15 protein-coding genes are annotated in these 19,233 nt (G+C 38.8%); 8 read left to right on the top strand and 7 right to left on the bottom strand.

The window, feature by feature from the left end; all coding sequences use genetic code 11:
• The first annotated feature begins 200 nt into the window (after positions 1-200).
• The 4 genes from AB5935_RS20915 to recA all read left to right on the top strand — a co-directional run bounded on the left by AB5935_RS20915 (position 201) and on the right by recA (position 4,309).
• Positions 201-1,454: a hypothetical protein gene (locus AB5935_RS20915; RefSeq protein WP_038608995.1), complete on the top strand. Its 1,254-nt coding sequence runs from the start codon at positions 201-203 to the stop codon at positions 1,452-1,454.
• 83 nt (positions 1,455-1,537) lie between these two features.
• On the top strand, positions 1,538-2,731 hold the full coding sequence (locus AB5935_RS20910; RefSeq protein ID WP_007842483.1) for a saccharopine dehydrogenase family protein: 1,194 nt from the start codon (positions 1,538-1,540) through the stop codon (positions 2,729-2,731).
• Positions 2,732-2,806: 75 nt separating this feature from the next.
• Positions 2,807-3,253 (top strand): thioredoxin-dependent thiol peroxidase, encoded by a 447-nt coding sequence (gene bcp / locus AB5935_RS20905; RefSeq protein ID WP_007837334.1) that lies wholly within the window; start codon positions 2,807-2,809, stop codon positions 3,251-3,253.
• 12 nt (positions 3,254-3,265) lie between these two features.
• Positions 3,266-4,309 carry a recombinase RecA gene (gene recA / locus AB5935_RS20900; RefSeq protein ID WP_007837333.1) on the top strand — a complete coding sequence of 348 codons (1,044 nt, stop codon included), beginning with the start codon at positions 3,266-3,268 and terminating at the stop codon, positions 4,307-4,309.
• A 186-nt stretch (positions 4,310-4,495) separates the two neighbouring features.
• On the opposite strand, the gene AB5935_RS20895 is transcribed toward recA, so the two are convergent.
• The 4 genes from AB5935_RS20895 to AB5935_RS20880 all read right to left on the bottom strand — a co-directional run bounded on the left by AB5935_RS20895 (position 4,496) and on the right by AB5935_RS20880 (position 10,864).
• A complete protein-coding gene (locus AB5935_RS20895) occupies positions 4,496-5,092 on the bottom strand; it encodes a DUF4923 family protein (RefSeq protein ID WP_007845380.1) in 597 nt (198 codons plus the stop codon).
• Between the two features lie 244 nt (positions 5,093-5,336).
• A complete protein-coding gene (locus AB5935_RS20890; protein ID WP_368327544.1) occupies positions 5,337-6,872 on the bottom strand; it encodes a RagB/SusD family nutrient uptake outer membrane protein in 1,536 nt (511 codons plus the stop codon).
• A gap of 105 nt (positions 6,873-6,977) precedes the next feature.
• Positions 6,978-10,019 (bottom strand): SusC/RagA family TonB-linked outer membrane protein, encoded by a 3,042-nt coding sequence (locus AB5935_RS20885; RefSeq protein ID WP_038608992.1) that lies wholly within the window; start codon positions 10,017-10,019, stop codon positions 6,978-6,980.
• Between the two features lie 68 nt (positions 10,020-10,087).
• The gene (locus tag AB5935_RS20880) at positions 10,088-10,864 is read right to left on the bottom strand and encodes a glycoside hydrolase family 16 protein (protein ID WP_007842475.1); all 777 of its coding nucleotides are present in this window, start codon (positions 10,862-10,864) and stop codon (positions 10,088-10,090) included.
• Between the two features lie 241 nt (positions 10,865-11,105).
• On the opposite strand from AB5935_RS20880, the gene AB5935_RS20875 reads away from it, so the two are divergent.
• Positions 11,106-13,973 carry a two-component regulator propeller domain-containing protein gene (locus AB5935_RS20875; RefSeq protein WP_007842474.1) on the top strand — a complete coding sequence of 956 codons (2,868 nt, stop codon included), beginning with the start codon at positions 11,106-11,108 and terminating at the stop codon, positions 13,971-13,973.
• 114 nt (positions 13,974-14,087) lie between these two features.
• Here AB5935_RS20875 and nadC read toward each other — a convergent pair whose 3' ends face one another.
• Entirely contained in the window at positions 14,088-14,939 is an 852-nt protein-coding gene (nadC, locus tag AB5935_RS20870) for a carboxylating nicotinate-nucleotide diphosphorylase (RefSeq protein WP_007837327.1), read from the bottom strand.
• Between the two features lie 80 nt (positions 14,940-15,019).
• Between nadC and rlmH the strand changes: the two genes are divergently transcribed.
• Positions 15,020-15,493, top strand: coding sequence for a 23S rRNA (pseudouridine(1915)-N(3))-methyltransferase RlmH (gene rlmH, locus AB5935_RS20865; RefSeq protein ID WP_038608989.1), 474 nt, complete (start codon positions 15,020-15,022; stop codon positions 15,491-15,493).
• Positions 15,494-15,568: 75 nt separating this feature from the next.
• On the opposite strand, the gene AB5935_RS20860 is transcribed toward rlmH, so the two are convergent.
• Together AB5935_RS20860 and AB5935_RS20855 are read right to left on the bottom strand one after the other, a co-directional pair.
• Positions 15,569-16,579 (bottom strand): endonuclease, encoded by a 1,011-nt coding sequence (locus tag AB5935_RS20860; RefSeq protein ID WP_038608984.1) that lies wholly within the window; start codon positions 16,577-16,579, stop codon positions 15,569-15,571.
• Positions 16,580-16,584: 5 nt separating this feature from the next.
• Positions 16,585-18,042: an aminoacyl-histidine dipeptidase gene (locus tag AB5935_RS20855; RefSeq protein ID WP_007842471.1), complete on the bottom strand. Its 1,458-nt coding sequence runs from the start codon at positions 18,040-18,042 to the stop codon at positions 16,585-16,587.
• A gap of 221 nt (positions 18,043-18,263) precedes the next feature.
• On the opposite strand from AB5935_RS20855, the gene AB5935_RS20850 reads away from it, so the two are divergent.
• A complete protein-coding gene (locus tag AB5935_RS20850) occupies positions 18,264-18,491 on the top strand; it encodes a hypothetical protein (RefSeq protein ID WP_007837320.1) in 228 nt (75 codons plus the stop codon).
• A gap of 22 nt (positions 18,492-18,513) precedes the next feature.
• Positions 18,514-19,125, top strand: coding sequence for an OmpH family outer membrane protein (locus AB5935_RS20845; RefSeq protein ID WP_007837318.1), 612 nt, complete (start codon positions 18,514-18,516; stop codon positions 19,123-19,125).
• Positions 19,126-19,233 lie beyond the last annotated feature (108 nt).

Raw genomic sequence — 19,233 nt, 5'->3', positions numbered from 1 at the left:
TATCTGCAAATTCAGTAATGAGAGGACGTGTAAACGCAATAAGGACGTTCAAGGGCTTAGTTGCGGATTTGAGGATATTATTTTTTTGTTAAATCTGTTAGTTTAGTGTGCAAAACTAACCATTTTATTTTTCACTATAGCAATTATACACAAAAATTTTATACCTTTGTATGAATTTATATATACTAACACTTAAAGCGATGAAAAAGTTTTTAACCATTTTAATTGGGGCAACAAGCTGTAGCTTATGCACTTATGCACAAAACGGATATATAGTCACGACTACTTCACAACAAACAAGTATTTCCGTAGAGTCTTTGGAAAAACAGTTTATAAACGATCATTTCAAGCATTACAACCTGTGTGACTGGACACCAGGCATGAAATTCATGGTGATACCGGAACGTAAAGACATCATTATTCCTCCTTTTAAATCGACGGAGACTAATAAGGAGGTGGATACAGGAGATTTAAAACATAAAATTTTTGAATATCTAGGTTCGGAAATTACCGAACGGGGTTTTGTACATTTTAACTTTGAATGTGAAGGGCAACAATATTATCACGAACTTAAAAACACCACTTTGGAACAATATTGCCTAAAGCCCAAAGCTGGTATCCCTACCCTTGCCTACCTGGGTGATGTGGACATAGCCAAAGAGTTGCTGGAAAGACAAACCTTATATATGCGTACCAACAAAGTACGTATAGATGACCCCAACAGCACATCGGGCTATAAAGAAGTCCCGATTGGTATGAATGAAGAAGTAACTGTAACAGCTGTCAGAGTGGGCAGCCGCGCATACCCTGTAAAAATCGTATTCCAAGACAAGAAAGGAAACACCTACTATCAGCCGGTAGCTATATCAAAGACTAATTGCGGCATGGCAGACAGTGATTTTATTATGGAAAATAAAAATAAATATTTTCCAAATTCATTTAGCTTCAGTGATGCAAATACAAAAAAATCAAAGAACCTGATGAGCAAATATGGGAAAAAACCTGTCTATCTGAAAGCGGAAACGGAATGTCTGGATGAAACAGATACTCCGGTGAGACTTCCCCGATATACACAATTCACCATCAAAAATATAATCTCACAAAACAACTCCCCTTACATCTTTTTAGAGCTGGAAGACATAGATGGAAAGAATTATAAGATAAAAGCTACATTCACCCATACGAGTGTAGTTGATGTGATTTTACAATCAGACAATTATTTTACGGTTCTATTCGGCATAGGTAACTTACGAGCCAAGTATCCGAATATCACAGAAGAAGTTTGGAACATGATAAGCCGCGGTAAGGTACAGAAAGGAATGACAACCGACGAATGTCGTTTGGCTTTGGGTAATCCCATACGCATTCATATAGTCACGGGTAGCCATGAAACATGGTCCTACGAAAGAAAAACATTAGATTTCACCAATAAGAAACTAGATCGTATCAACTAATACCCAAAATATTTTGTTATCTTTGCCCTGTGAACGGTAATGTTTGCCGGGCATTTTATTTTAACAAGAATAAAAAACAGCAAATGGGTAAAGTATTAATTATCGGTGCAGGCGGTGTAGGTACTGTCGTAGCACACAAAGTGGCTCAGAATCCGGATGTATTCACTGACATCATGATCGCCAGCCGTACAAAATCAAAATGTGATGCAATCGTAAAAGCTATCGGCAATCCAGCTATTAAGACTGCACAGGTAGATGCGGACAATGTAGACGAACTGGTAGCCCTGTTTAATAGTTTCAAACCCGAAATCGTCATCAATGTAGCTCTGCCTTATCAAGATCTGACCATCATGGAAGCTTGTCTGAAGGCTGGAGTGAATTATCTGGATACAGCAAACTATGAACCGAAAGATGAAGCTCATTTCGAATACAGTTGGCAGTGGGCTTATAAGAAACGTTTTGAAAACGCAGGACTGACAGCTATACTGGGTTGTGGGTTCGACCCGGGAGTAAGTGGTATTTATACAGCCTACGCTGCAAAACATCATTTTGACGAGATGCACTACTTGGATATTGTGGACTGTAATGCCGGTAACCATCACAAAGCGTTTGCTACCAATTTTAATCCTGAAATCAATATCCGCGAAATTACTCAGAACGGACGTTATTATGAAGAAGGCAAATGGGTGACCACCAAACCATTGGAATACCACAAGGATCTGACTTATCCCAATATCGGTCCTCGTGATTCCTACTTGCTGTATCATGAAGAGCTGGAATCATTAGTTAAGAATTTCCCGACTATCAAACGTGCTCGCTTTTGGATGACTTTCGGTCAGGAATATCTGACTCATCTGCGTGTCATCCAGAATATCGGTATGGCCCGTATTGACGAAATAGATTATAACGGAGTGAAAATTGTTCCGTTACAATTCCTAAAAGCCGTACTCCCCAATCCACAGGATCTAGGAGAAAATTATGAAGGCGAAACTTCTATCGGATGCCGCATCCGAGGCGTAAAGGATGGCAAAGAACGTACTTACTATGTTTACAACAACTGTAGCCATCAAGAAGCTTACAAAGAAACTGGAATGCAGGGAGTGAGCTATACAACAGGAGTTCCTGCCATGATTGGAGCCATGATGTTCCTGCAAGGATTGTGGAAACGTCCAGGAGTATGGAATGTAGAAGAGTTTGATCCCGATCCATTTATGGAACAACTGAACAAACAAGGGCTGCCTTGGCATGAAGTATTTGATGGTGATTTAGAACTTTAAAAAGTGATTAACGGCCCATGGTAAGTAATTCATACCTGCGGCCACAATAACCATAAATCATTAACCACTAAAAAAATGAACATAGGAGATAAAGTCCCAGAAATATTAGGCTTGAACGAAAAAGGAGAAGAAATTCGTTTAAGTGATTACAAAGGAAAAAAGATAGTACTCTATTTTTATCCTAAAGATATGACATCGGGTTGTACTGCCCAGGCATGTAACTTGCGTGATAATTATGCGGAACTGCGCGCCCATGGTTATGAAGTAATCGGTGTCAGTGTGAATGATGCCAAATCGCATCAGAAATTCATTGAAAAGAACGAGCTGCCCTTTACTCTTATTGCCGATACCGACAAGAAGTTGGTAGAACAATTCGGAGTATGGGGAGAAAAAAGTATGTACGGACGTAAATATATGGGTATATTCCGTACGACTTTCATCATCAACGAAGAAGGCGTGATTGAACGTATCATCTCTCCCAAAGAGGTGAAAACAAAAGAACACGCACAACAAATTTTATAAACCAACAGATTTATGGCAAAAAAAGATAACGAAGAAATTCCATTCTCAGCAGCTCCAGGTGCCGGAAATAGTGAAAAACTGAAAGCACTGCAAGCTGCAATGGATAAGATAGAGAAAACTTTTGGTAAAGGCTCTATCATGAAAATGGGTGATGACAACGTACAGGAAGTGGAAGTGATTCCTACCGGGTCTATCGCCTTGAACGCCGCATTAGGGGTAGGCGGCTATCCCAAAGGTAGAATCATAGAAATTTATGGTCCCGAATCATCCGGTAAGACTACATTGGCTATCCATGCCATTGCTGAAGCTCAGAAGGCAGGCGGCATTGCAGCTTTCATTGATGCCGAACATGCTTTCGACCGTTTCTATGCGGCCAAACTGGGAGTGGATGTAGATAACTTATGGATATCACAACCCGATAACGGTGAGCAGGCACTTGAAATTGCTGAGCAGCTAATACGATCATCCGCTATTGATATCATTGTTATCGACTCTGTCGCGGCATTGACTCCAAAAGCTGAGATTGAAGGAGATATGGGTGATAACAAAGTAGGTTTACAAGCGCGTTTGATGTCTCAGGCTTTGCGTAAGCTTACGTCAGCCATCAGCAAAACCAATACAACTTGTATTTTTATCAACCAGTTGCGTGAAAAAATCGGTGTCATGTTTGGTAATCCAGAAACAACTACCGGTGGTAATGCTCTGAAATTCTATGCTTCCGTACGTTTGGATATCCGTCGCTCCACTCAACTGAAAGATGGTGAAGAAGTAATCGGCAACCAGACTAAAGTAAAAGTAGTGAAAAACAAAGTGGCACCTCCTTTCCGTAAAGCCGAATTCGATATCATGTTTGGTGAAGGTATCTCAAGAGCTGGTGAAATCATTGATTTGGGTGCTGATTTAGGCATCATCAAGAAAAGCGGTTCATGGTACAGCTACAACGAAACCAAACTGGGACAAGGACGTGACGCTTCCAAACAAGTGATTCAGGATAACCCCGAACTGGCGGAAGAACTGGAAGGTTTGATTTTCGCAGCACTGAAAGAGCAAGAATAAACCGTTCTCACATATATGCAATATATTACATTCATGACCAGTATATACAAAAACAATACATGTTAATAAAAAAACCGTTTTAACCATAATAATAAGGTTAAAACGGTTTTATCCTTAAACATTATTTCCAATCACAATTTTTCAACTTTTATAAAAGACTTGTATCCCATATTTTACAAAAAGCATCTACTTTTTCAATTCAAATCCTAACATCAGCCCGTCATAAGCTTCAGCTACACTGTTAAGAGTGGCAGCTGTAGAATTTACTTTGGAAGCCGCTCCAGTAATCACCTTTAGAATAGACATCAACTTATCGGCATTAAACACAAGACTCATACTATTGCCTGTCACTGTCACATAAGCTACCGTCTGTATGCCCAACTTACTTTTCATAATAATCGTCTTAGCTTCCTCATCAAAAACATAAGTGCCGCTTACCGTACGTCTTTTCAATATATATGAATAAGTACCATCCTCCTTGAAAATATACTTAATACTAGTCAAACCAATCTTATCATATATAGTCTGTAATTTTTCTTCCACTTCTTTGGCCGCTACCTCTCCACCAGCCTTTGCCAGTAACTGATCACTCTCGAACTGACATTCAGGAGCCTGATAAGACCAAGTCCCCACAATAGAATGAGCCGTAGTAGCCTTGTTACCAATTGCCGCCTTTGCCACTCCTGTCAATATAGATTTCAAATCCTGCGCCTCAGCATGAACAGAACACATACATAATAACAAAACAACTCCCCACCATTTAAAAACATTCTTTTTCTTCATATACTTAATTACTTATAATATTCAACGACAAAGATAAAACAAAGAGACGAAAAGATAAATAACATCACATTGTAATTTAACAAAATATGCTACGTTATGAAATAGAACATATATAATAGGAAACAAACGATAAAGGACAAGTTACAGCCTTATCACCACATACTTGTCCTTTATTTCAAGAAAATACCTTTTAACAATCTCTTACCTCATCACAGTTATATTACAATAGATAATTCAATCATTCTTATTTCCATTCACTATGTTGCTCCAACATCGGATTCGTATCAATCTCACCTTGCGGAATAGGCCAAACCAAATCTTGCGCACCACGAAGATTACCCCGCGAAACTACTCCAAAGCCATAGAATGACTGGTCTTTCTGCATACGCTTTTGAGCATTTTCAAATTCTCCCCAACGGTAAAGATCTGCAAAACGCAAATCTTCAAAAGCCAATTCCACACGGCGTTCGTGACGTACAATGGCGCGCAATTCTTCTTTATTCAAATTAGTTCCTTCCACTACTTCTACCGCTGGCATACCAACACGAGCACGAACTTCATTAATATATCCTGTTATTTCGGCTTGTGGATAACCACCTTTCTCAATCATAGCTTCAGCAAGTGACAAAAGTACCTCTGCATAACGGATAACATAGAAGTCAAGACTACCGTCATATTCATTAACTGTATCTTCTGGAGTGTACCATTTACGAATACAACAGGTAGAACTTGCCGGCAAATTATTAGTAAACAGTTTTCCGTTCCATTCCATACCAGGTAACATCAATGTACCTTTCATACGAGGATCACGATTCTCATAACGTCCCATATCCGGATTAGCCTTCGTATGGGCTCCTTGAACAAGACTTCCTTTAAATAAAGGTGACTTATCGATGGGCAACCCATCTATACAATAAAAATCATCACACAAGTTCATAGAACCTTCAATAGCATTCATTGGAGCAGACCAACAAACCCCAAAGCAACTTCCTTCACCTAATCCCGGACCTTTAAAATGGACACTCAACAATACTTCTGCTGCCGTTTCATTTTGCTCTTTAAACAAATCAGCATAATTGGCAGCATAATCAGTTCCGTCACCCGACTTAAAAAGCTGCACTTTTCCTACTACATTTTTATAAGCCGTTATTGCCTCGTCCCAACGTTGATTAAAAAGAGCAATTCGTCCCATAATGGCATAACCTGCTTCTTGGGACATACGTCCTTTTTGCGCTTTCCCTATAACTGGTATTTTAGGAATCCAAGTCTTCAAATCTTCCAGCAAGGACGAAATAATCTGGCTACGTTCCGCCTTGGGAGCCTGTGCTTCAGCCAAAGTTAAAGGTTTCGTCAGATAAGGGACATCACGGAATACGGAGGTCAGATTGCAATACATCAAAGCTCGTAATGCTATTGCTTCCGCCTTGTATGCATCTATCTTTTCAGCCTCCATCGGAATACGTTCCACATTCTCTACCAACATATTACAACGCTTAATCACTTCATAATTAGCATTCCAGTACATAGAAAAGCATTCATCGGTAGTGGAAGAAGCACATTTCGAGATAGAACTTCCCTGCATCCAATCACCCCATGTGTGGTCTCCATTATCCGTACTGGTTTCACGTCCTAGAAATCCAAACTTCCAGCCATCAATATTGTCATCATATAAATTCTGGCTCTGCATGGCATCATAGCAAGCTGTCAAAGCCATCAATGCATCCGATTCGGTCTGCCAATAAGTGGTTTGAGAAGGCTGATTCGGAGAATCCGTCTGCAAAAAACTATCTGAACATGCACTGGTAACCAATAACACTCCAGAAAAAAATAAAACTCTGCATATATTTTTTGTACTTTTTACCATAATGTATATCCTCCTTATAAGTTAGAATTGAATATTTAGCCCAAATGAATAAGTGCGCATATTGGGATGTACGTCATTTCTAGCATCACCCGATGTTTTTTCCGGATCCCAGTTTTTCAAAGACGTAAATGTCAAAAGGTTGCTTCCGGCAAAATAAACACGGACACTGGAAACACCCATCTTAGCAAGTCCAGGCTGACGGAATGTATAGCCGAATTCCAAGTTCTTCAAACGTAAGTAACTGGAATTTTCTAACCAGAATGAAGAATAAGAATCATTCATAGTATTACCCAATGCCGGCATAGAAGCATTTACGTTGCCGGCAGAATAACGATCCAACCAACGTTCGGTTAAGTTACCGCGAATATCGGTAGAAGTTTCCCAACTGTAACGGTAAATACCTCCCACTCCTTGCCAAAAAGTAGACAAGTCAAAATTCTTCCAAGAAGCTCCTAAATTGAAGCTATAAGAATATTTAGGAAAAGGATTGCCAATAATATCACGATCATCAGCAGTAATATTACCATCATCATTCAAATCAGCATACATAATATCGCCCAATTTAGGAGCCACACCATTTTGTTTAATGACTTCCCCTTTTGAATTAGTACGCTGTAAATCAGCTTCTGTACGGTACATACCAATCGCTTTATATCCAAAATAAGCGCCAATAGGATTGCCAATACGATTGATTGTTTGCCCACTTATTGTTTCTTCCAAACCGCCCATTTCCAGAATTTCGTTCTTCACGTGTGACAAGTTGAAACCTACATTCCAAACCCAATCGCCTTTACTATCCGAGTAATTCACATTCCATTCCCAACCACGATTGCGGACAGCACCCACATTCTGATAAGGAGCATTAAGAGAACCTAAGAATATGCCTGGCATAGCTAATTGCATCAAGATATCAGAAGTTTTCTTATCAAACCATTCAAAAGTAGTCTGTATCCTATTATTAAAGAATCCAAGATCAAGGGCCACATTGATGGAGCGGGTCGTTTCCCATTTGATGTCTTCATTTGGAACAGAAGTCTGTACCATACCAGCCTGTTTGTCCCCACCTTGGTCAAAGAAATAATTTCCGCTTGCGCCCAAAGTAGCCGCATAAGCATAATTACCGATTTCCTGGTTACCCAACTTACCCCATGATAAACGCAACTTTCCAAGGGAGAAGTTTTTATAGTCTTTCATTAATTCTTCATTCGAAAATACCCATCCTCCTGATACGGAAGGAAATGTAGCGTAACGATTGGCTTTAGGCATACGTGATGAACCATCGTGGCGAATATTGAACTCAAACAAATAACGGTCATCATAACCGTAATTCACACGACCAAAAAATGACTGGAGTTTATATTCTTCCGAATTGCCTTTTGCACCCGGATTAATTGTTCCTCCATCAAGTTCATAAATATTTTCTGTAGGAAAGCCCTGTATGGAAGCAGTCGTTTTATAAAAGCGCGAGCCAATAACAGAGTGCCCTAACAACACATTAACATTATGTTTATCAAATTGTTTGTTATAAGTCAACAGGTTCTCACTCGTCCATGTTGCATTGCGATACCAATAATCCTCCTCCTTATTCGTTTCCCCTGCCGCTTTTCTAATATTTCCTTCTGCATCATAACGGGCAGGAGATTTGGGAGAATAAGATTTCGTTGCATTTAAATCAAAAGCATAAGCAAAACTGGTCTGGAACTTCAATCCGTCCCATAAATCAATACCTGCAAAAACCTTACCGTTAAAACGCCAATACTCATTGCTGCGGTGCCCTAAAGACATTGACTCTACAGGATTCTTCATCAGTTCGGCACTCAATGACGAACCATCTACATAGCCGTAGTGTCCGTTAGAATACATCACCGGCACAGTAGGACGAGTAAACCAGGATACATAACGCATGATTCCACCTTCGCCGGAAGGTGCGACAGCAGGAGTAGTCACATTATTCTTATTACCGGATAAGTTCAATCCAAAAGTAAAACGTTTGTAACGAGTATCAATATTCGAACGAAAAGAAAAGCGTTCTACTCCTGTCTTCATCATGATACCATCTTGATTGGAATAGGCCACCGAAGTCATAAAACGGGTATTCTCATTACCTCCTGATACAGACAGATGATGCTGGTGCATACTAGCATTACGCAATACAGCATCCAGCCAATTGGTATTTGCATAATGATCCGGATCTGATCCGTCTTGCAACTTTTGCAAAGCTTCCGGTGAAAAAGTTCCAGTGCTCACTTCGTTTTTCATCAAAGCCCAATTATAACCATCCACATAATCGGGAACAATACCTGGTGTCTGCAAAGTATAACTACCTGAATACGAAATCTTCACTTTGCTTGATGCCTGTCCCCGCTTAGTAGTGATCAAAATAACGCCATTAGCAGCACGCACACCATAAATAGCTGCCGATGCCGCATCCTTCAATACAGAAATGCTCTCAATATCGGCAGAAGGGATTTCTGCAATTTGTGAAATACTACCTTCCACCCCGTCAATCAACACCATCGGATTATTATTCCCAAAGGTACCAATACCACGAATCCTGATTTCTGGATTATCATTACCAGCTTGTGCACCGTTCTGAGTTAGTACTAAACCTGGCAAACGTCCCTGCAGCAAAGTAGTTGTATTAGCCACCGGAATATCTTGAATATCTTTTGCTGATACGGAAGCAACAGATCCTGTCAAATTCACTTTCTTCTGAGTAGCGTATCCTACCACCACCACTTCGTCCAGCTTTTTGGAGTCTTCTTCCAAAATAATTTTAAAATTATTTTTATTTCCTACCGGCAGGATCACATCCTGATATCCCAAAAAGCTAATCACTAAAGACTGGGAAGGTTGCACCTTCAACTGAAAAGCACCGTCTATATCAGTCACCACTCCCTGCATAGTACCCTGTACCATTACACTAGCTCCTATAATAGACTCACCGGATGAATCATACACCTTACCTGTCACTATACGTTCCTGTGCGTATACCATAAATGAAAATATCATCAGGACGCCTGCCAAAACCACGCGAAATAATTTTTGCCTTTGTCTTTTCATAATTTCAATTTAATTAAGTTAATAGGTTATTTATAATTTGTATTACAACAACAAATATCAGAATAGCTTTATTTCCATTGATAATGACGTACCCAGTCCACTTCCATCTCCACTGGTAAATCCGTAGAGTCCACTGGTCCTACCCAAGTACCTCCTAATTGCATATCAATCAACAAATATTGAGGAATATCAAAAGGAAATTGACCTTCTTGTTCCGTTTCGATACGAGGATAAACAAAATGTCGTTTTCCATTCACATGAAACACCAAACTGTCCGGCCAAAAATCTACCCCATATACATTAAAGTCCTCAGGATTAATGGATGCAGTGCCTCCATGTTTCGGATTATTCTCTATCCCCAATGTATAAGTATAGTGCGAATGCACGGTTTGATAAACAATAGAATCATAATTCAAACGTTCCATAATATCTACCTCTCCTCCCATAGGCCAAACATATTTATCAATTTCATAAGGCAAAGTCCATATAGCCGGCCATGCTCCTCTCGCCCCATGCAATCTAGCTCTTACTTCGATGCGTCCCCGATGAAAAGCATGCTTGTCTTTTGTCCACAATCCCCCAGTCAGATACTTCGCCGTATCTACATCCATATTATCATTCACAATTCCCTTTAATATTAAACAACCATCACGCATTTCATAACAACGATTATCAAATGACTGAGTATTTTGCCAATCAGGTCTTCCGCGAGGTATGCGGCTCCATATTGTGGTATCAGGTTCCGCACCATCAAAATTATCTTCCCACACTAATTCCCATTTCGGTGTATGAGTACAAGCAAGCATACCACATACCGACAATAATAAAAGTATAACATTTTTCATACTACATTAATTTTGGTTCACAAAACTTATTTTAAAAATTTAACTGTGCAAACTTAGTCTATTTATCAACTAAAAAGATCAGAAATTGTATAAATCAAGTCCATTTCTGTCTAATAAGGGGATATTTCTCAATTTTTATTTCTAAAATATCTTAGTATTCTTATTACTTCATACTGAAAAATAATCCTTAAATTCTTATCAAAAGAAAAAAAATGTATTTTTGCAAAAAATAAAAAATACAATGTATCGGACCTTAATTATCATTTTATTCTTATGGGCAGACACAAAATTGTTCTCTTCCGAACACAGTGTCAATTATTCGTTCACCCAGCTCTCTATAGAGCAAGGACTTTCCCAAGCTACTGTCCAATCCATCCTGCTAGACCATAAAGGTACTTTATGGATAGGTACCCAAAATGGATTGAACAGTTATACTCAAGAGGGAATCAAAACCTATCTGCACCATTCAGACGATCCCCACTCTCTACCTAGTAATTATATCAATCATCTGACAGAAGACTCATTAGGAAATCTTTGGATAGCAACTCCCAAAGGGTTAGCCCTTTATGATGCCGAACAGGACCGATTTAATACTATCATTTCCCAAGCGATCTATTCTTCTATCAAAGTAAAAGGTGGAATATGGTTTGGCAGCGAGAATACCATATATTGCTACGACTATCATAGTAAAAAAACAAAGATCATTCACATTAAAAAACAAGAAAAGAAAAAAAATATCAACATGGTAGATTATAGAATCCAAAAAATGGTTTATCTCGATAAAAACAAAATTTTAGTAGGTACCCGAAGAAAAGGAATCTACTCGTACAACTGTCAAACTCAACAATTTAGTCTTTTTATTCCAAGCAGTCCTAACCTGCTGACATCGTTATACATAACTCTTGACCAGCATATTTACACATCCTTTTATGGATCTGGACTATATTGCTATGACCAAACAGGAAAAATCCAAGAACACTATACTCAAACAAATTCCGGATTAAACAACAATTATATTTTAGACATAACAGAACACAATGGCAAACTATGGTTGGCTACAGACGGAAGTGGCATCAACCAATTTGCTCCCCATACTCAACAATTCTCACAACTTCAACATATAGTAGGAGACTATTCTTCCCTACCAGTAAACTCCATCACCTTGCTCTATAAAGACCAAGAAAAAAACTTATGGGCAGGAAGCGTACGCGGAGGCATATTCTGTATTAAAGAAACGTACATTAAGACATATAAAGATGCCGTTTTAAACAATCCCAACGGACTCAGTGAAAAATCAATCATCAGCCTTTACGAAGAAAAGAATGGAAAAGTTTGGATTGGAACTGATGGAGGAGGTATCAACCTATACGACCCTTCTACTGACAAATTTACCCATTTCCCCTCAACCTACGGAGATAAAGTTATTTCCATTGCTGAAATATCTGAATCTGAATTAATGGTTTCTTTGTATACCAAAGGCATTTTCCTGTTCAATAAAAAGACGCAGCAATATCGTCCTTTCACCATTATAGATAAAGAGACCAACTATAAAGAATGTTTTTATGGTTACCTTCCTTTGGCCAATCAAGTGGCAAACAACAAAATATATATAATCAGTCGTAATGCATATGCATATAATACACATAACCACACATTCTCAAAGATGCAAACAGATCGTCACTACGACTTCTCTAATAATGCACTTTGTCTATCATACTCCAACGATAAATTCTCTCTTTTAAAATACGCTCACCAAGCTTTTTGGGTAGATCAACAAAATGACAGTATCCGATTACTATTCGAGTTGGAAAAAAATGAAACCATCACTTCCATGTCTTATGACAACAACGATATAATATGGACCGGAACCGACAAAGGACTTGGATTCTTCGACTTGAAAAGTCGAAAATACCATCGCATACACACCAAACTATTTAATAACATATCCTTCCTCATTGCCGATAGAAAAGGACGTCTATGGATCTGTGCTCAAAATCAACTATATTCTTATATTATCAAAGAAAATAAATTTACTATCTGGAATAGTTCTGATGGTTTCCCATCTAACGAAATTTTATTCGCATACCAAAAACAATCTAATAAGAATTACATCTATCTAGGTGGATCCGAAGGATTGGTAAAAATCAACACAAACATTCCCGAAACTGAAACTCAGATACCAGAAATATACCTGTCCGACATTCTCCTTAACGGTAGTCCTTATTTAAAAAAAATCAAAGAGAATACAATAAACATACCTTGGAACTACAATTCTCTTTCCATCCACCTTCGAATAAAGAACAGAGACATATTCCAAAAATACCTGCTCCGATACATAATTGAAAGTAGAAGCAAACAATTGATTGAAACTTACGATCCAACTTTAAATTTATCCTCTCTATCCGCAGGCAACTACACAATACGGGTTTCTTGCAATACTAAAGACGGGAATCATACCACACCCCAAAAATTGATAAACATAATCGTTACTCCTCCTTGGTATAAGACCAGCTGGTTCATCGGCATAGCCGCCATCTTGTTTATTATTACCACAGCCGGTATAGGCTACATTTATTTCCGACGGAAAGAGAAATATATGAAAGGCAATATGAACCACTTCCTACAAGCTATATTGAACGACATCTTAAAAAACAAAGAAGAAAAAATACCAGTCGAAGAAAACATTCCTGCAACGGAATTATCATCTAATAGGCTAGTAAAAGAAAAAAACGAAAAAAGGATAGAAACAGAACAGTCTCAAAAGAAAAACAGTAAAGAAGATGAGGAATTCATCGCCAAACTCAATATACTTATTAATGAAAATATGGCTGGAGAGGAACTTTCCATTAAGTTTCTCACAGATAAAATGGCTATGAGCAGAGCATCCTTATATAATAAGGTAAAACTTCTAACCGGGTTGGGCGTTAATGACTATATCAATAAACTACGCATAGAAAAATCTGTTTACTTGCTTACAAATACCAACATGAATATCAACGAAATATCTTACGAGGTAGGCTTTTCCTATCCGAGGTATTTCAGTACCTCCTTTAAACAAGTAAAAGGAATGACACCTACCCGATTTAAAGAAGAAAATAAAAGAAACTAATATCAATGACGCAAATGTACGAATTTATTTTAATTTTATTCGTACCACTTACGTCATTCATATTTCAAAAAAAGATCCAAAATTTGAAGTTCTCTCTTATCATAAAACATTTCCTTAACAAGCCTTGAAGCTCATATCCAATCCTTTTACAGAATGGGTCAACGCACCAAAAGAAATGAAATCCACTCCTGCCTGCGCATAGGGTAACATAGTATCGTAAGTAATACCACCAGAAGACTCGGTTTCGCAACGTCCTCCTACTATCTCTACAGCTTTACGAGTATCTTCAGGTGTAAAGTTATCAAACATAATACGATCCACACCTTCTGCCAACGCCTGATTCAATTCGTCAAAATTACGCACTTCCAATTCAATCTTCAAGCTCTTACCCTTTGCCTTACAATATTCTTTAGCACGGGACACCGCATTGTGTATGCCGCCTGCAAAATCCACATGGTTGTCTTTCAGCAGAATCATATCAAACAAACCGATACGGTGATTGCATCCTCCTCCTATCTTTACAGCCATCTTCTCCATGATACGCATACCCGGAGTTGTCTTACGGGTATCCAGTACACGAGTTTTCGTACCTTCCAGTTTCTTCACATATTTATTGGTCATAGTAGCAATGCCACTCATGCGTTGCATGATATTCAGCATCAAGCGTTCTGTCTGAAGAAGTGACTGAACTTTACCTTCCACCATCATAGCCACATCACCCGGTTTCACGTGAGTTCCATCTTGAATGAACACCTCCACCTTCATTGTGGGATCAAAACGGCGAAATACTTCTTTAGCCACTTCAATGCCAGCTAAGATACCTTCTTCCTTAATCAACAACTTTGATTTTCCCATTGCATCTGCGGGAATACATGACAAGGTAGTATGGTCCCCATCACCTATATCTTCAGCAAAAGACAGGTCTATCAGTCTGTCTATTAAGTCTTTTACTACTAATTCGTCCATAATGTTATCGTTTTTTTATGAATTGATAGGCAAAGGTAGAGATTTTCCGTATTTTTGCAAAGTAAACCAGAAAAGAACGTATGAAACTTACATTATTAGTAGTAGGACGCACTGTCGAAAAACATTATATCATCGCTATCAATGATTATGTGGAACGTACCAAGCACTTCATTTCTTTCGATATGGAAGTCATCCCCGAGCTCAAGAATACCAAAAACCTGAGTATGGAGCAACAAAAAGAGAAGGAAGGAGAATTAATTCTGAAAGCTTTGTTGCCGGGCGATGTAGTGGTTTTATTGGATGAACATGGAAAAGAATTCCGTTCCGTAGAATTTGCCAACTGGATAGAACGCAAAATGCACACTGTAAACAAACGGTTAGTATTCATCATTGGGGGGCCATACGGATTTGCACCCAAAATATATGATGTAATCCAAGAAAAGATCTCATTATCCAAGATGACCTTCTCACATCAAATGATACGCCTTATTTTCGTAGAACAGCTATACCGGGCGATGACTATATTGAACAACGGTCCTTATCATCATGAATAGAAATATATAGCGGTTAGTGATTAACACCTGCGGCATAATAGCGCAGTCCATTTATCACTAACCACCAATCTCTCCCTATTTTCCAATTTCAAAGTCCACACACACTGGCAAATGGTCGCTATAACCACCATGATATTTCTTTCCCCAATAGGTACGTGATGGAATATTACCACCATATTTTTCATCCTCTTCCAGCAGGAACGGATATTTTAAAATCTGTGCCTTATCATATGAAGTGCGCATACTATCATGCCCTTGTAACAAAAAACCGGAAACAATCAGCTGATCAAGTATTCCCCACTCACCTCGATAACGATAGGTTCCCTCCTTACGCCCGTCCATCAGATTATATAATTTCTTGGCCTGCACTCCACTTTTCGGAGCCACAGCCCCCAATACTTTTGCAATAGAATTATTAGTGGGATAATCATTAAAATCACCCATAATCATTACATTAGGATGCTGACGGATATTCATAACAGAATCTGCCGCTATCTTCAATATCTGCGCCGTAAAAAGGCGGTAGGGTTCACTCTTCTCCTCACCGCCTGCACGAGAAGGCATGTGACACACAAACACATCCAATGTATCTCCGGAAGCTACCTGCCCTGTCACATGAAGTATATCACGTGTAGGCCGACGCTCTATTTCCTTATAAGGAACAGAAATACAGTTTTTCCCTACTAATTTAAAGGTACCACGTTGATAAAGCAACGCCACGTCAATACCACGCTCATCAGGAGAATCAGTCATGACATAGCGATAACCCGCCTCGCGTAATGGCGAGTTTTCTGTCAGATCTTTCAAGCAATGATCATTTTCCACTTCACAAAGTCCCACCAAATCGGGAACATTTTCCTCACCCGTGGCAATAATAACTTTAGCTATCCTAGCCAATTTATCATGATAGCGCGCTTGCGTCCATCCTTTCGGAGCATCCGGCAAAAATTCATAATCATTTTTCAACGTGTCGTGCTGACAATCGAACAAATTCTCTACATTATAGAACATTACCCGGAACGGTTCCTGTGCATACGTCACCCCTACCAGGTAGCACAAACAAAGGAATAGAATTGTTTTCTTCATATAAATTATTTTGTCGGTATATTAACCAATACATCCAGCAAATGACGCCAGAATTTATCTACAGTAGGTATCAGCATACGTTCATCAGGTGAATGAACACCACGCAAAGTAGGTCCAAAGGAAACCATATCCAGTGACGGATATTTCTCAAGGAACAACCCACACTCCAATCCGGCATGAATTGCCTTTACTTTAGGTTCCACACCAAAAAGTTTTTTATAGCTATCTATCGCAATTTTCAAAACAGGAGAATCCGTATTCGGTTTCCATCCTGGATATCCGTCACCAGTTATTACTTCAGCACCTCCCAAAAGAAAAGCAGAACGGATCATCTCGGACATATTCTTGCGTGATGAAAGAATGGAGCTGCGCTGGCTAGTCACTATTTTAATCTTGTTTCCCTCTACCTGTTTGATGGAAGCAAGATTAGACGAAGTTTCTACTAATCCTGGAATATCCTGACTCATGGCATACACCCCATTGTGCACAGCGTAAACAGCTCTCAGAAGATGTCCGGCAGTAGTCATATCTATCGCTTCCTTACAAGGGGATTCAGAAGAGAGTTCGGTTCTCAAGTTCGGTTCCGTCGCAGCATATTCATTCTCCAGTTCTGCAGTATAGATATTCAAATCTACACGAACCGATTCCTTATCCTTCATAGGTACCGCACATAATGCCTGTGCCTCACGAGGTATGGCATTATGCAGGTTTCCACCATCAATCTCACATAAATATAAAATATATTTAGAAGCCAACTGAGTCAGAAAACGATTCAGCAGCTTATTAGCATTCGCTCTACCTTTATTAATATCATCACCGGAGTGTCCACCTGTCAATCCCTTGACCGTTACACGGAAATAGAAATAATCCTGTGGAGCAGAAACAGGCTGATAAGTAAATTCCGCTGTAGTATTTGCACCACCGGCACAGCCGATGAATAATTCTCCTTCATCTTCCGAGTCCAAATTAATCAAAATATCACCAGTCATAAACCCTGGTTTCAATGCAAAAGCACCCGTCAATCCAGTTTCTTCATCCACTGTGAAAAGACACTCTAACGGACCATGCTCTATATCAGTAGCAGCCAATATAGCTAATTCTGTCGCCACACCGATACCATTATCTGCCCCCAATGTAGTACCTTTGGCTTTCAACCATTCACCGTCCACTACTGTGTCAATGGGATCAATTAGAAAATCATGCTCCACATCACTGTTTTTTTCACAAACCATATCTATATGAGACTGCAAAATCACAGTTTTCAAATTCTCCTTACCCGGAGTGGCAGGTTTTTTAATTAATACATTGCCAACTTCGTCTGTCTTAGTTTCTAAACCATGTTTTCTACCGAAGGCTTTCAAATAAGCAATTATTTTCTCCTCTCTTTTCGAGGGACGGGGTACCTGACATATCTCTTCAAAATAATAAAAGACAGATGCCGGCTTTAAATCCTTTTTATTCATAATCATGTTGTTTAGGCAAATTCAGTTTCCAAATTTGCAAAAAATAGTTAAATAATTCTCTTAAATAGGACACTTCCTCTTTTTTAATGAGAAAAGAGAAAGCTAAATCATTGCAAAATTCTATATTTGTTCCGCAAATTTAGTCCGCAGATACGAAATGCTTCAATAAATTTGGCATTTCCCTTGCCTTACACTAACTTTGCACCACAAAAATAATAGAAATGCTTGATACTATCCTTATAACTGTGTTAATAGTTGCTATCTGTATAGCATTATTGTCTATCGGAATCTTTCTAAAAGGAAAGTTTCCAAACACACATGTAAGCGGTAATAAGGCACTCCGTAAAAAAGGAGTAGGATGTGTACAATCACAAGATCGTGAAGCACGCAAGCCTAATAAAAATGCCATAGCCGAAATTGAAAAGCAAAACAAAACGGATAATAATTAATAAACAATACGTGAAAAAGATTATGAAAAGAACAAATTTCATCCTGAATGGATTTCTAGCACTAGCCATCGTGTTAGTGTTTGCACAATGTAGCGACAACAACAACGCTGCAACTTCTTCCACTGCTCCGGCTGTCGGCGTTGCTGGTTCTTCAAACATGAAAATAGCTTATGTGGAAATCGATTCACTGTTGACTAAGTACAATTTCTGGAATGACTTAAATGAAGTGATGATACAGAAAGAAGAAAATATCCGCACTACTTTAAATGAAAAAGCAAAGAAGCTGGATGCTGATGCTAAAGAATTCCAACGCAAACTGGAAAATAATGGCTTCGCTACACGTGAACGTGCTGAACAAGAACAGATGAGACTGATGAAGCAACAACAAGAACTGCAGGCACTGCAACAGAAACTAAGCGACGAACTAGCTTCTGAAAATCAAAAGAACAGCTTGCAGTTACGTGATTCTATCAATTCATTCTTGAAAATTTATAATCAAAACAAAGGATATGATCTAATTATCAGCAATACAGGATTTGACAATTTGCTATACGCTAATCCGGCATACAACATCACACAAGAAATCATTGATGGACTGAATGCACGTTATACTCCCTCTTCTGTAAAAAAATAATAGTTCATCAACCTTATAATACAAGGAAGCGGTGTCAAAACAAAAATGACTGCTCCTAAAAGTTACAGATAGTAATTATAACACTTAAAAGGGTCGTATCAAGCTCTG

The organism is Phocaeicola sp. RTP21198st1_B8_RTP21198_201120, from assembly GCF_040929485.1.
GTDB classification, from domain to species: domain Bacteria; phylum Bacteroidota; class Bacteroidia; order Bacteroidales; family Bacteroidaceae; genus Phocaeicola; species Phocaeicola dorei.
Note: the sequence above shows the minus strand (reverse complement) of the source record. Positions and strands in the feature narration are given on the sequence as shown.